Origin of the sequence: Litorisediminicola beolgyonensis, from assembly GCF_042679605.1 — a bacterium.
GTDB lineage: Bacteria > Pseudomonadota > Alphaproteobacteria > Rhodobacterales > Rhodobacteraceae > Litorisediminicola > Litorisediminicola beolgyonensis.
Genome location: NZ_JBHTMU010000039.1, coordinates 1 through 13,921 on the forward strand (window position 1 = coordinate 1; position 13,921 = coordinate 13,921).

Consider the following 13,921-nt stretch of genomic DNA (forward strand, 5'->3'; position numbering starts at 1 on the left):
TGACCCGGTGACCCGGTGACCCGGTGACCCGGTGACCCGGTGACCCGGTGACCCGGTGACCCGGTGACCCGGTGACCTGGGTCGAGCTGGTGACGTGGCTCCCATCTTTCGGTTCCGGCACACGCCACAGCTGAGAGGTAAAAAATTGCCCATGGGCAACTAGTTACGGCCGGGTTACGCGCGCTGCGGTCGTGTCTTGAACAGGAACATCGGAGCACCTGTCCTTGGTGCGCGCGATGTGAGCTGCGGTTCGCGGATGAGGTCGTTCCGTAGGCGATCCGGGCTGTTGGAACAGGACCGGAACATCTCTTTAACATCCGCGTTCGACCGGCTATCTTCGGGCTATGAGCAGTTTCGATGAAATGGACGCCTTCGAGCGTGCGCCGCTCTCGGCGCGGGCGATGCAGGCGCGGCCCGCCCCCTATCTCGACGAGCTGAACCCCGCCCAGCGGCAGGCGGTCGAGACGCTCGACGGTCCGGTCCTGATGCTCGCAGGCGCGGGCACCGGCAAGACCAAGGCGCTGACGGCGCGGATCGTGCATCTGTTGAACACCGGACGCGCGCGCCCCAACGAGATCCTCGCGGTGACCTTCACCAACAAGGCGGCGCGCGAGATGAAGATGCGCGTCGGGCGCATGCTCGGGGAGACCGTCGAGGGCATGCCCTGGCTCGGCACCTTCCACTCGATCTGCGTCAAGCTCCTGCGGCGTCACGCCGAGCTCGTCGATCTGAAATCGAACTTCACCATTCTCGATACCGACGACCAGAGCCGGCTTCTGAAGCAGCTGGTCCAGGCCTCGAAGATCGACGACAAGCGCTGGCCCGCGCGGATGCTGGCCGGGATCATCGACGACTGGAAGAACCGCGCGATCACGCCCGACCGGGTGCCAGCCTCGGATGGCGGGGCCTATAATCACGAGGGGCCGCGGCTTTACGCCGAGTACCAGGCGCGCCTGCGGGAGCTGAACGCGGTCGATTTCGGCGATCTGCTTTTGCACATGGTGACGATCTTTCAGCGCCACGAGGATATGCTCGGGCAATACCAGCGCTGGTTCCGCTACATCCTCGTCGACGAGTACCAGGACACCAACGTCGCCCAGTATCTCTGGCTGCGGCTTCTGGCGGCGGGGCATCGCAACATCTGCTGCGTCGGCGATGACGATCAGTCGATCTATGGCTGGCGCGGCGCCGAGGTGGGCAACATCCTGCGATTCGAGAAGGATTTTCCCGGGGCGCATGTGGTGCGGCTGGAGCAGAATTACCGCTCGACCCCGCATATCCTCGCCGCTGCCTCGGGGGTGATCTCGGGCAACCAGGGGCGGCTCGGCAAGACGCTCTGGACCGAGACCGAGGAGGGCGAGAAGGTTCGCCTGATCGGCCATTGGGACGGCGACGAGGAAGCGCGCTGGGTCGGCGAGGAGATCGAGGCGATGCAGCGCGGCACCCGCGGGCAACGGCCGTTCTCGCTCGACGAGATGGCGATCCTCGTGCGGGCCTCGCACCAGATGCGCGCCTTCGAGGACCGGTTCCTGACCATCGGGCTTCCCTACCGGGTGATCGGCGGCCCGCGCTTCTACGAGCGGATGGAGATCCGCGATGCGATGGCCTATTTCCGGCTGGTCGTGTCGCCCTCGGACGACCTGGCCTTCGAGCGCATCGTGAACACGCCGAAGCGCGGGCTCGGCGACAAGGCGCAGCAGACGATCCAGCGGATCGCGCGCGAGAACGGCGTGTCGCTTCTGGATGGCGCGGCGCTGGCGGTGGAGCAGGGCGAGATCAAGGGCAAGGGCGCGGGCGAGCTCGGTCGGCTGGTCGTGGACCTGGCGCGCTGGGGGCGGATGACCGGCGACGCGGACATGACCCATATGGAGCTTGCCGAGACCATCCTCGACGAGTCGGGCTACACCGCGATGTGGCAGAACGACAAGACGCCCGAGGCGCCGGGGCGGCTCGAGAACCTCAAGGAACTGGTCAAGGCGCTGGAGAACTTCGAGAACCTGCAGGGGTTTCTCGAACATGTCAGCCTGGTCATGGACAACGAGACCGACGATGGCGGCGCGAAAGTGTCGATCATGACGCTGCATGCGGCCAAGGGTCTGGAGTTCCCGGCGGTCTTCCTGCCGGGCTGGGAGGACGGGCTCTTCCCCTCGCAACGCTCGATGGACGAAAGTGGTCTGAAGGGCCTCGAGGAGGAGCGGCGGCTCGCCTATGTGGGCATCACGCGGGCCGAGGAGCTCTGCACGATTTCCTTCGCGGGCAATCGGCGGGTCTTTGGCCAGTGGCAATCCTCGCTGCCCTCGCGCTTCATCGACGAACTGCCCGAGGCGCATGTGGATGTGCTGACGCCGCCGGGACTGTATGGCGGCGGCTACGGCGCGGCGGGCATGGGTGTGTCTTCGGGGCTCGAGCAGCGCGCGACCGAGGCCAATGTCTACAACTCTCCGGGCTGGCGGCGGCTGCAATCGCGCGCGGCCGAGCGCCCGGTGAGCCAGCCGCGCGAGAGCCGCAACCAGGTGATCGATCTCGATGCCGTCTCGGCCTTTACGCTGGGGGAGCGGGTGTTTCACCAGAAATTCGGCTATGGCGAGGTGATCGGCATCGAGGGCGACAAGCTCGAGGTCGGGTTCGAGAAGGCCGGCACGAAAAAGGTGCTGGCGCGGTTCCTGTCGGCCTCGGACGATATTCCCTTCTGATCCGGCGGTGCGGGCCTTGCGGCCCGCGCATTTCTTCTCGCCTGCGGCCGTCGCCGCAGTCTCGGGACGCGCGTGGCGGCGCGACGCCTCTGATGCGCGTGACACGGGTGGCCGACCGGGCGAGGCGTATTTTTAAAAAGAAGAAGCTCCGAGAAGGGCGCTCTTGAGCTTCTTCTTTTTCCAAATACCGCCGGGGTGAATTGGCCGTCAGGCCAAGAGGGGCAGCGCCCCTTCTCGGGACGCGCCAGAGGCGCATCGGGTCGAGCGCTTGACCGGTCGGCGCAACGGGCGTAATTCCTGCGCCAGAGGCGATTTGTACACCGGATTGCGGGCCTCTTTAAACATGCCGCTAAAGAGGTCAGACGAAGGATCCCCCTTTCGCTTGGCCGGAACGGGGGATTTTTTTGTGGGCCGGAGGGCCCCTAAAGGACGACGACATGACCCAGAGACGCACGCGCACCAATCTCGTTCACGGCGGCACCCACCGCAGCCAGTGGGGGGAGCTCTCGGAAGCGATCTTCCTGACCCAGGGCTTTGCCTATGACAGCGCCGCGCAGGCCGAGGCGCGGTTCGAGAAGGCCGGTCCGGACGAGTATATCTATGCCCGCTACGGCAACCCGACGGTGGCGATGTTCGAGGAGCGGATCGCGCTTCTCGAGGGCGCCGAGGACGGCTTCGCGACGGCGTCGGGGATGGCCGCGGTGTCGGGCGCGCTCATGGCCACCTGCAAGGCAGGCGACCATGTCGTCGCGGCGCGGGCGCTGTTCGGTTCCTGTCTCTACGTGCTCGAAGAGGTGCTAGGGCGCTACGGCGTCGAGATCACCCTGGTCGACGGCACCGATCTCGACGAGTGGCGCGCGGCCGTTCGCGACGACACCCGCGCTGTGTTCTTCGAGAGCATGGCCAACCCGACGTTGGAGCTGGTCGATATCCGTGCCGTCTCGGAGATCGCCCATGAGAAGGGCGCCTTGGTGATCTGCGACAACGTCTTCTCGACCCCGGTCTATTCGCGGGCGCTCGCGGACGGCGCCGACGTGGTGGTCTATTCCGCGACCAAGCATATCGACGGGCAGGGCCGGACGCTCGGCGGTGTCATCCTCGGCTCGCGCGAGTTCATCCGCGGCACGGTCGAGCCCTACATGAAGCATACCGGCGGCTCGATGAGCCCGTTCACGGCCTGGGTCCTTTTGAAGGGGCTCGAGACCATCGACCTGCGCGTGCGTGCCCAGACCGCGACGGCCGGCGAGATCGCCGGGCGGCTCGTCGGGCATGCGGCGCTGTCGCGGGTGATCTATCCCGGTCACGAGAGCCATTCCCAGTACGATCTGATGACCCGCCAGATGGGCGCGGGCGGCACCATGGTCGCCTTCGAGCTTGCGGGCGGTAAGGAGGCGGCGTTCCGCTTTCTCGACGCGCTCGAGATCGTGCTGATCTCGAACAATCTCGGCGACGCCAAGACCATCGCCACCCATCCCGCGACCACGACGCATTCGCGGCTTGCGCCCGAGACCCGTGCGAGCCTCGGGATCTCGGACGGGCTGATCCGGCTGTCGGTCGGGCTCGAAGACCCTGCCGATCTGGTGGCCGATCTCCTCGCCGCGCTCGCGGCTTCGTGACCGGTCGCGCGCGACGGAGTGCAACCCTCGGCCCCGTCGCGCGTTTACCCTGCGACATCGGAAGCGTTGCGGCCGGGAAACCCCGGCCTATATGCTCCTCGTTCAAAGGTTCGGAGGGTCCCTCATGAATATTCATACGCCCGAGCTCGAGAAATCGCCCACGCGGGATGAGGCGGCGCATGCGCTGGCTCTTCTGCGCCGCTGGGCCGGCATCTCCAGCGAGGCCGAGATCGAAACGCTCGACCCGGTCGTCTCGCAGCTTTTGCCGCAGGGGGTGGGCGATGATTATCCTGTCTTGTCAAGAAGCTACGATGCGACCTTCAGCATCGACAGCGCCTACAAGACGACGCTGCCGGACCTGCAGAACGGGCCGAGTTCGCTGATCAAGGGCGCCAACCGTCCGATCCAGCATGTGGGCATCTCGAACTTCCGGCTGCCGCTGACCTACCGCACCCGCGACAACGGCCCGCTGACGCTCGAGACCTCGGTGACCGGGTCGGTCAGCCTCGAGGCGGACAAGAAGGGCATCAACATGTCCCGGATCATCCGCAGCTTCTACAAGCATGCGGAGCAGACCTTCTCGTTCGAGGTGATGGAGGCGGCGCTCGACGACTACAAGAGCGATCTCGAAAGCTTCGATGCGCGGATCAACATGCGCCTGCGCTTCCCGGTGATGGTCGAGAGCCTGCGCTCGGGCCTCACGGGCTACCAGTATTACGACATCGCGCTGGAACTGGTCGAGACGGATGGCGTGCGCCGGAAGATCCTGCATCTCGATTACGTCTACAGCTCGACCTGTCCCTGTTCGCTGGAACTGTCCGAGCACGCCCGTCGCGAGCGCGGCGTGATGGCGACGCCGCATTCGCAGCGGTCTGTGGCGCGGATTTCCGTGGAGCTGACAGGCGATGGCTGCCTCTGGTTCGAGGATCTGATCGATCTCTGCCGCGCGGCTGTCCCGACCGAGACGCAGGTGATGGTCAAGCGCGAGGACGAGCAGGCCTTTGCCGAGCTCAACGGCTCCAACCCGATCTTCGTCGAGGACGCGGCGCGGCTTTTTGCCGAGCACCTTCAGAAGGATGTGCGGATCGGCGACTACAGGGTCATCGCGAGCCACCAGGAGAGCCTGCACAGCCATGATGCGGTGTCGGTGCTGACCGAGGGGCCGCTTTTCGAGCAGGAAAGCCTCGATCCGCGGCTCTTCTCGACGCTGTTCCACGTCGGCTGACCCCGGCCTCCAGCGACAAAGAAGGCCCGGCTCCGCGTGCTCTGCACCGGGCCGGGCCTTTTTCGTGTCTGATCCTGTGACCGCCGCGCTGCCCGGACGGCGCGCAGCCTGCCCAAATTCGCGCCGTCGCCACGGGTGGCGCGCCGTCTGCGCACGGTTCGGTCATGACCCGGTCATCTGGCCGCGTAAGCTGAACGCGACGGGGGAACACGACCGAGCAGTTCCGGAGACCGTGCCATGTCCGACCCTGGCGTGACGCTCAACCAGCGCATCGACTTGTTCTTCACCGAGCGGGGGCAGGGGCTCAACCCGACCATGCTCAAGCGCCGCAGGCTTCTCGATATCTGCAGGCTCGACGCGATGTCGGATGCCGATCTGCGCCGCGTGGGTCTCAGGCGCGACGAGATCCTGGCGCATGTCTTCCGCGATCTCCTGGTCAGCTGACCCCGGGACGCCCGATGCCTTGGCTTGACTAAGCCCGCGCGGCGCGCCAACGCTGCCGCCCATGTTCGACATGCGTCCCGTCGCCTATGTGATCGGCCTCCTGGTCTCGTGCCTCGGGCTGACGATGCTCCTGCCGATGATGGTGGACATCGCCGAAGGGCGGGGCGAGTGGCATGTGTTCCTGGAATCCGCGATCATCACGACGCTCTCGGGCGGGCTGATCGCGCTCGCCTCGGCCAATGCGGTGCCGGAGCGGTTGTCGCTGCAGCAGACCTTCCTTCTGACGACGCTGGTCTGGGTGATGCTGCCGATCTTCGGCGCGATCCCTTTTGTCCTCGGCGAGACAGAGGCGCGCTTCGTCGACGCGTTCTTCGAGGCGATGTCGGGCATGACCACGACCGGCTCCACGGTGTTCTCCGGGCTCGACACGCTGCCCAAGGGCATCTTGCTCTGGCGCGGGCTCCTGCAATGGCTGGGGGGCATCGGGATCATCGTCGTGGCGATGGTGTTCCTGCCCGAGCTGCGCGTCGGCGGCATGCAGATCTTCCGCTCCGAGGCCTTTGACACGATGGGCAAGGTGCTGCCGCGGGCGGCGCAGATCGCGGCGCAGATCTCGTCGATCTACGTCACGCTCACGCTTCTCTGCGCGTTCTGCTACATCGGCACCGGCATGAACCCGTTCGATGCCTCGGTCCATGCGCTGACCACCGTCTCGACCGGCGGCTTCGCCAATTACGACGCGAGCTTCGGCACGTTCTCGGGACCGGCGGAATACGTGGCGAGCGTCTTCATGGTGCTCGCGGCGCTGCCCTTCGTGCGCTACGTGCAGCTCGTGAACGGCAACCAGGTGGCGCTCTTTCGCGACAGCCAGGTGCGTGCCTTTCTCGGCATCATCGCGGTGCTCGTGGCGGTGACGGTCACGGTGCTCTTGTCGATCTTCCCGCACCATCCCGAACAGGCGCTTCGCGAGGCGGTGTTCAATATCACCTCGATCATGACCGGCACGGGCTATGCTTCGGTCGACTACATGCAATGGGGCCCGTTCCTGATCGCGATGTTCTTCTTCATTGGCCTGATCGGCGGCTGCGCAGGCTCGACCGCCTGCTCGGTCAAGGTGTTCCGCTACCAGCTCCTGATCGCCTCGGTGAAGACGCAGCTCCGCCGCATCCGCGCGCCCCACGGGCTTTTCGTGCCGCGGTTCGAGGGGCGGCCGGTGAGCGACGACGTGCTCTCGTCGGTGATGTCCTTCTTCATGTTCTTCGTCGTGCTTCTGGGGCTCTTTTCGGTCGGGCTCGGTATGACGGGGCTCGATTTCATCACCTCGATCTCGGGCGCGGCGACGGCGCTTGCCAATATCGGGCCCGGTCTCGGGGCCGAGATCGGACCGGCGGGCAATTTCGCCGGGCTGAACGACACCGCGAAATGGCTTCTGATCCTCGCGATGCTGATGGGTCGGCTGGAGATCATGTCGGTGCTGGTGCTTTTCACCGTCCGGTTCTGGCGCGCCTGAAGCGGTTCCGCGACAGCGGCGAGCGGCACCGCGTCGCAGGCCTGTCCCGCCGGTGAAAGCCGCTTCAAGCCCCGGGTCCCTGCGGCTAGGCTGCGCGGCATGAGCGACTCCCCCCAGATCCACGTCGAGACCGGCGCCGACGGTGCGCGCGCCGTCCTGACCGGACGGCTGACGCTGGCGCGTCTGCCCGCGCTGCAGGCGGCGCTCGCCGGGCTCGAGGGGCAGGCGCCGCTGCGGCTGGACCTGGGCGGGATCGACCGGCTCGACACCGCGGGCGCCTGGGCGCTTCTGCGGCTGAAGGAGCGGATGGACGGAGAAGGCGCGGCGCTCGAGTTCACCGGGGCCGATCCGCAGACACAGGCGCTTCTCGACACCGTGGCGGCGGCGATGCCGCATCCCGATACCGAGCCCGCACCACCCAGGACGCTGCAGGATCGTGTCGCCTCGGTCGGGCGCGCGATGGTGTCGGCGGGGCATTTCGCCACCGAGCTGTCGAGCATGCTGGGCCTCGTCATCGCGCGTTTCGCCCGCACGCTGCGCAATCCCGGCCAGTTCCGCTTCACCGCGCTCGTTCATCACGCCGAGGCGGTCGGCTGGCAGGCGGTGCCCATCGTCGCGCTCATGGCGTTCCTGATCGGGGTGGTCCTGGCCTTCCAGGGGGCCACGCAGCTCAGGCAGTTTGGGGCCGAGGTCTTCGTGGTCGACCTGATCGCGATCTCGATCCTGCGCGAGCTCGGCATCCTTCTGACCTCGATCATCGTCGCGGGGCGCACCGCCTCGGCCTTCACCGCCGCCATCGGGTCGATGAAGATGCGCGAGGAGATCGACGCCATGCGCACCCTCGGGCTCGATCCGGGGCTGATGCTGTTCCTGCCGCGCGTGCTGGCGCTTGTCCTGACGCTGCCGATCCTCGGGCTCGTCGCCAACCTCTCGGGCCTGATCGGCGGCGGGCTCATGTCCTGGCTGGAGCTCGGCATCTCGCCGCAGATGTTCCTGACCCGGCTCGCGGAGGGCGAGCATCTCGAACAGGTGCTGATCGGCCTGTCGAAAGCGCCGGTCTTCGCCGTGATCATCGGCGTCGTCGGCTGCCATGCGGGGATGCAGGTCAAGGGCAATGCCGAGAGCCTCGGCCGCCGCACCTCGGCCTCGGTGGTGACGGCGATCTTCGCGGTGATCGTGGCCGACGCGCTGTTCTCGATCTTCTATTCCGAGCTCGGCCTGTGAGCGCGGATCCGATCATCCGGGTTCGCGGCCTCCACACGCAGTTCGGCGCGCAGGTGGTGCATCACGATCTCGATCTCGACGTCTATCGCGGCGAGATCCTGGGCGTCGTGGGCGGCTCGGGCACCGGCAAATCGGTGCTCCTGCGGGAAATCGTCGGGCTGACCCGCCCGCAGGCCGGGACCATCGAGGTCATGGGCACCGAGATGCTGATCGCCTCCGAGGCCGAGCGGTCGCGGCTTGACGACAAGATGGGTGTGATGTTCCAGGACGGTGCGCTCTTCTCGTCGCTGACCGTGCGCGAGAATGTCGAGGTGCCGATGCGCCGGTTTGACGGGCTCGATCCCGAAACCCGCGCGGCGCTCGCCGATCTCAAGATCTCGCTTGTGGGCCTGCCATACATGGCGGGCGGCAAATACCCCTCGGAGCTTTCGGGCGGCATGCGCAAACGGGCGGGGCTGGCCCGCTCGCTGGCGCTCGATCCCGACATTCTGTTCCTCGATGAACCCACCGCCGGACTCGATCCGATCGGTGCGTCGGCCTTCGACGCTCTGATCCGTGGACTCAGCCGGTCCTTGGGGCTAACCGTGTTCCTGGTGACCCACGACCTCGACACGCTGCACGCGACCTGCGACAGGATCGCGGTGCTGGCGGAAAAGAAGGTGCTCGTCACCGGAACCATGGAGACGCTCAGGGAGGTCGATCATCCCTGGGTGCACGATTATTTCAACGGGCCACGCGCCCGCGCCGCGACCCCGAGCGCGGCAGCCGATTAGGGCAGGGCAGAGCAGGCGGCATGGAGACACGGGCCAATTACATCCTGATCGGCGCGTTCACGCTGGCAGGGCTCCTGGGCCTCTTGGGCTTCATCCTGTGGTTCGCGCAGGTCGAGCTCGATCGCCGCTTCGCCTATTACGACGTGGAATTCACCTCGGTCTCGGGTCTCTCGAACGCCTCGACCGTGCGCTTCGCCGGTTTGCCGGTGGGGCAGGTCGCGGATGTGCGGCTGGCGCCGGACCGCTCGGGTCTGATCCGGGTCCGGCTCGAGGTCGATGCCGAGACCCCGGTCCGGGCCAATTCCATCGCCACGATCGAAAGCCAGGGCGTCACCGGCGTCTCCTATGTCGGCATCTCGCCGGGCACCCCGGACGCGCCGTTCCTGACCGACCTGTCGCGCGACGAGATCCCGCAGATCCCCGCCGGACGCTCGGTCCTGCAGACGCTCTCTGAGGATGCGCCGGACCTTCTGACCGAAGCTCTGGGCGTCGTGCGCGCGGTGAACGGGTTCCTGACCGAAGAGAACCGCGACCGGGTCGACAATATCCTCGCCAATACCGAGAGCGCGTCCGAGAACTTCGCCGCGGTGCTCGACGATTTCTCCAATGTCACGGCGGAGATCTCGGCCTTTGCCGGGCAGATCGACCGGTTCAACGCCACGCTCGAGGCGCTGTCGAACGACCTCTCGGGCATCCTGACGACCGCCGACACGGCGCTCCTCTCCATCGCCTCGCTCTCCGAGGAGACCCGCGACGCGGTGGCCGCCGGGCAGGAGACGCTCGCCGCCACCACCCGCACGGTCGAAGAGGTGGGCCGCTTCCTGGCCGAGGATCTGCCGCCCGTGGCCCAGGGCGCCGCGCTGGCCGCCGAGGAATTCCGTGGCACGCTCGACCGCTTGGGCACCGAGACCTCGTCGATGCTCGCGACCTTCTCGGAGGCCGGCGAGAGCGCCGTCGCGCGTCTCGACGAGGCGAGCCGCGTCTTCGACGAGGCCTCGGCGCTGATCGTGTCGCTCGAAGAGGCGACCGAGGTCATGGAGGACGCGGCGGATGATTTCGACCTCCTCGTGACCGAGGACGGCCAGTGGCTGGTCGATGAGACCCGCGCGGTGATGGCGCAGATCTCGACCGCCGTCGAGGCGGTGACCCGGATCACCGAGACGGATGTGCCGGTGATCATCGGCGACATCCGCAGCGCCACCGCCACCGCGGCGCGCGTGGTCGAGGAGGTCGGCGCCGATCTCTCGACCGCGTCGGGAGAGGTCGCGGGCCTCTCGGGCGAGGCGCGCGCGGCGCTGACCTCGGTCACTGACACCTTCGCCCGCGCCAATACCACGCTCGAGGCGCTCGACCGCGCGCTCGCCGTCGGCACCACCACGCTCGAAGCGGCCGAGCGCACCTTCACCGGCGCCGACCGGGTGATCAACGAGGACATCTCGACCATCACCGCCGATCTGCGCTCGGCCATCGCCGGGTTCGACGCCGCGCTGGCGCAGGTCTCCGAGGACATCCCCGTGGTCACCGGCGATCTGCGCGACGCCGCGCAGCAGGCCGAGGCGACCTTCCGAGAGGTCGCGCGGATCGTGCGCGACACCGGCGCGCCGGTCTCGGCCTTCGCCGCGGACGGTCTGCCGCAATACACGCTGCTCGCCAACGAGACCCGCGCGCTGATCCGCAATCTCGAGAAGCTGACCAACCAGATCGCGCGCGACCCGGCGCGGTTCCTCCTGGATCGCGATCAGCCCGAGTTCAGACGCTAGAGGCCCGCCATGACCAGATTTCTCCTGATTGCACTTCTGGCGCTGCCCGGCTGCTCGGCGCTCTCGGCCTTTTCCGACGCCACGACGCCGCTCGGCGTCTACGAGCTGCGCGCGCCCGAGGACATCCCCGCCGCGCCCCGGCAGCGGCCCTACAACGTCACCGTCGAGATGCCGACCACGACCGGAGCGCTCGACACCGACCGCATCCTGATCAAGCCGAGCCCGCTTGCGGCGGAATACCTGCCCGAAGTGCGCTGGGGCGAGGATGTGCCGACGATGGTGCAGTCGCTTCTCCTGCGCTCGCTGCAGCGGACGAACGCGCTCGCCTATGTCGGGCGCGAGCCGTTGGGGCTGTCGGGCGACATCGCCATCGTCACCGACGTGATCGATTTCCAGGCAGAGACGGCGGGAGAGGGGGCGCTGGTCCGCCTCGCATTGTCGATCCAGCTCGTGCGCGAAAGCGATGTGACGATCCTCGCGAGCCGGACCTTCACGGCCGAGGCCGCGTCGCCCACGACCGAGACCGAGGCGCTGGTCGCGGCGTTCGATACCGCGTCCGACACGCTCCTGCGCGCCTTCGCGGCCTGGGTCACCGACGGTCTGCGCTGACCCCCCTGGCGCCGCGCCCCTTGGCTGGCGGAGGAGAGCGTGTTTTCAAAAAGAAGAAACGCTATTTGGGCGCGCCCGGCCCCTTGCGCTTCTTCTTTTTCCAAATACGCGGCTTGACGGTCCCGCTCAGCGCGGCGGCGGGAGGCGGGCGGTGACGAGAACGCAGGGGTCGCTGGCGCGGTTGCGGAAGCGGTGCGGCTCTCCGGCGGTGGCGATGAAGCTCGCGCCGCGGGTGAGGGTGCGGATCTCGAAGCCGATCTGCGCCTCTATCTCTCCCCAGAGGACCAGCCCCGTGGTGCCGACGAGCCTGTCATCGCGCGAGGGGCCGCTGTCGCTTCCGGGCAGGTAGGTCTCGTAGAGAAGCTCGGCGCGTCCCGGCCCGTCGCCGCCGACGCGCAGCATCGCTGGGGCGTCCGAACCCGCGTGGTGGTAGCGCCCCGGATCGACCGAGGCCAGGTGTTCGAGGCTCGGGAAGGCGCGGTCCGAATCGTCGCGTTGCTCGCTGAAGAAATCGGCGAAGCTGATCGGCACGGCGTCCAAAATTCGCTTCAGGGACGCCACCGAGGGCGAGGATCTGTTCTGTTCGATCTGGCTGATCAGGCCGTTCGTCACTCCCGCCCGTCGCGCCAGCTCTCTTTGGGACAAGCCCTTGGAGACGCGGAGTGATTTTAGGCGTGTTCCGAGGTCCATAAGGTCCTCCCCTGGTCCGTCGCGCGTGAAATCGCGGATCACGGACGACTAAAATACTAGCCGTCTTGATCAGGATAATAACCACCTCTACGGTAATTGACATGCGCGGTTTCGACCCGAGGCCGCTCTCCGGCGGATGCGACATCGACCGGGGATCGGCAAGGGATTGACGACAAAGGCTTAATCGGCGCCGCGCGTCGTCGCGTCCGGTTTATGAAACGCCGGGATTGTCATTGGGCGGTCTAGATCTGGAGGAACCGCGCCGCGACGATAGAGTTGGAGAGTAAGCCGTAGATTGTCCTGCCGGAAGAGTGGGACGAACTCACAGGCGACAAACGAAAAAAGCTCAAACGGGAGAGTACTGATGAAATTCACACCGACACTCGCACTGCTGGCCGGTCTTGCCACCGGCGGCGCCGCGACGGCGCAGGAAACCTTCATCACCATCGGCACCGGCGGTCAGACCGGCGTCTATTACGTGGTCGGCCAGTCGATCTGCCGTCTCGTCAACCGCGGGACCGGCGAGCATGGTCTGCAATGCACCGCGCCCTCGACCGGCGGCTCTGTTGCCAATATCAACGCCATCAAGGCCGGCGATCAGACGATGGGCGTGGCCCAGTCGGACCAGCAATATTACGGCCTGAACGGCGAGGGCAGCTTCGAGGCGCCCTTCGAGGGCCTGCGCGCCGTGTTCTCGGTCCATCCCGAGCCCTTCACCGTCGTGGCCCGTGCCGATGCCGGCATCGAGACCTTCGACGATCTCAAGGGCAAGCGCGTCAATATCGGCAACCCGGGCTCCGGCCAGCGCGCCACGATGGATGTGGTGATGGAAGCCGCCGGCATGACCGCCGACGATTTCTCGCTCGCCTCCGAGCTGAAGGCCACCGAGCAGGCGCAGGCGCTCTGCGACAACAAGATCGACGCCTTCGTCTACCAGGTCGGCCATCCGAATGGCTCGATCCAGGAAGCCTTCTCGTCCTGCGAGTCGGTCTTCGTGGACGTGACCGGCGACTATATCGACAGCCTGATCGCGAATAACGCCTTCTACGCGGCCGCGACCATCCCGGCATCGCTCTATGAGGGCGTCGAGGAAGACACGCAGACCTTCGGTGTGCGCGCGACCTTCGTCAGCTCCGACGCCGTGGCCGAAGACACCGTCTACGAGGTGGTGAAAGCCGTCTTCGACAATTTCGACCGCTTCAAGCGCCTGCACCCGGCCTTCGAGAATCTCAACGAAGAAGAGATGATCTCTGCCGGTCTCTCGGCTCCGCTGCATCCGGGCGCCGAGAAGTACTACAAAGAAAAAGGCTGGATGGAGTGATCCGTCCGCGTCTCTGACGCTTGAAAACATGCGGTCCCGCCGGGGTTTGGCGGGGC

The 13,921-nt window shown here is 66.6% G+C and carries 11 protein-coding genes and 1 riboswitch; of the genes, 10 read left to right on the forward strand and 1 reads right to left on the reverse strand.

The features are described from left to right. The first annotated feature begins 344 nt into the window (after positions 1–344). From ACFQ4E_RS16910 to ACFQ4E_RS16950, 9 genes are all read left to right on the forward strand, one after another. A complete protein-coding gene (locus ACFQ4E_RS16910) occupies positions 345–2,693 on the forward strand; it encodes an ATP-dependent helicase (protein WP_386805646.1) in 2,349 nt (782 codons plus the stop codon). Between the two features lie 295 nt (positions 2,694–2,988). Continuing rightward, positions 2,989–3,067: riboswitch (SAM riboswitch) on the forward strand. Positions 3,068–3,130: 63 nt separating this feature from the next. Next, entirely contained in the window at positions 3,131–4,309 is a 1,179-nt protein-coding gene (metZ, locus tag ACFQ4E_RS16915) for an O-succinylhomoserine sulfhydrylase (protein WP_386805647.1), read from the forward strand. A 124-nt stretch (positions 4,310–4,433) separates the two neighbouring features. Next, complete coding sequence (folE2, locus tag ACFQ4E_RS16920) at positions 4,434–5,534, forward strand: GTP cyclohydrolase FolE2 (RefSeq protein ID WP_386805649.1); 1,101 nt, start codon at positions 4,434–4,436, stop codon at positions 5,532–5,534. A 237-nt stretch (positions 5,535–5,771) separates the two neighbouring features. Next, on the forward strand, positions 5,772–5,978 hold the full coding sequence (locus ACFQ4E_RS16925) for a hypothetical protein (RefSeq protein ID WP_386805651.1): 207 nt from the start codon (positions 5,772–5,774) through the stop codon (positions 5,976–5,978). A gap of 61 nt (positions 5,979–6,039) precedes the next feature. Further along, the gene (locus ACFQ4E_RS16930; protein WP_386805653.1) at positions 6,040–7,488 is read left to right on the forward strand and encodes a TrkH family potassium uptake protein; all 1,449 of its coding nucleotides are present in this window, start codon (positions 6,040–6,042) and stop codon (positions 7,486–7,488) included. Between the two features lie 99 nt (positions 7,489–7,587). After that, positions 7,588–8,712 (forward strand): ABC transporter permease, encoded by a 1,125-nt coding sequence (locus tag ACFQ4E_RS16935; RefSeq protein WP_386805655.1) that lies wholly within the window; start codon positions 7,588–7,590, stop codon positions 8,710–8,712. Continuing rightward, a complete protein-coding gene (locus tag ACFQ4E_RS16940) occupies positions 8,709–9,485 on the forward strand; it encodes an ABC transporter ATP-binding protein (protein WP_386805657.1) in 777 nt (258 codons plus the stop codon). Before ACFQ4E_RS16935 ends, ACFQ4E_RS16940 begins: the two co-directional genes overlap by 4 nt. A 20-nt stretch (positions 9,486–9,505) precedes the next feature. Next, positions 9,506–11,245 carry an MCE family protein gene (locus ACFQ4E_RS16945; RefSeq protein WP_386805659.1) on the forward strand — a complete coding sequence of 580 codons (1,740 nt, stop codon included), beginning with the start codon at positions 9,506–9,508 and terminating at the stop codon, positions 11,243–11,245. Between the two features lie 9 nt (positions 11,246–11,254). Beyond that, positions 11,255–11,854, forward strand: coding sequence for an ABC-type transport auxiliary lipoprotein family protein (locus ACFQ4E_RS16950; RefSeq protein ID WP_386805661.1), 600 nt, complete (start codon positions 11,255–11,257; stop codon positions 11,852–11,854). Positions 11,855–11,980: 126 nt separating this feature from the next. Here the strand turns inward: ACFQ4E_RS16950 and ACFQ4E_RS16955 are convergent, their stop codons facing one another. Then, complete coding sequence (locus ACFQ4E_RS16955) at positions 11,981–12,544, reverse strand: helix-turn-helix domain-containing protein (RefSeq protein WP_386805663.1); 564 nt, start codon at positions 12,542–12,544, stop codon at positions 11,981–11,983. Positions 12,545–12,908: 364 nt separating this feature from the next. Between ACFQ4E_RS16955 and ACFQ4E_RS16960 the strand changes: the two genes are divergently transcribed. Next, positions 12,909–13,865 carry a TAXI family TRAP transporter solute-binding subunit gene (locus ACFQ4E_RS16960; RefSeq protein WP_386805665.1) on the forward strand — a complete coding sequence of 319 codons (957 nt, stop codon included), beginning with the start codon at positions 12,909–12,911 and terminating at the stop codon, positions 13,863–13,865. Positions 13,866–13,921 lie beyond the last annotated feature (56 nt).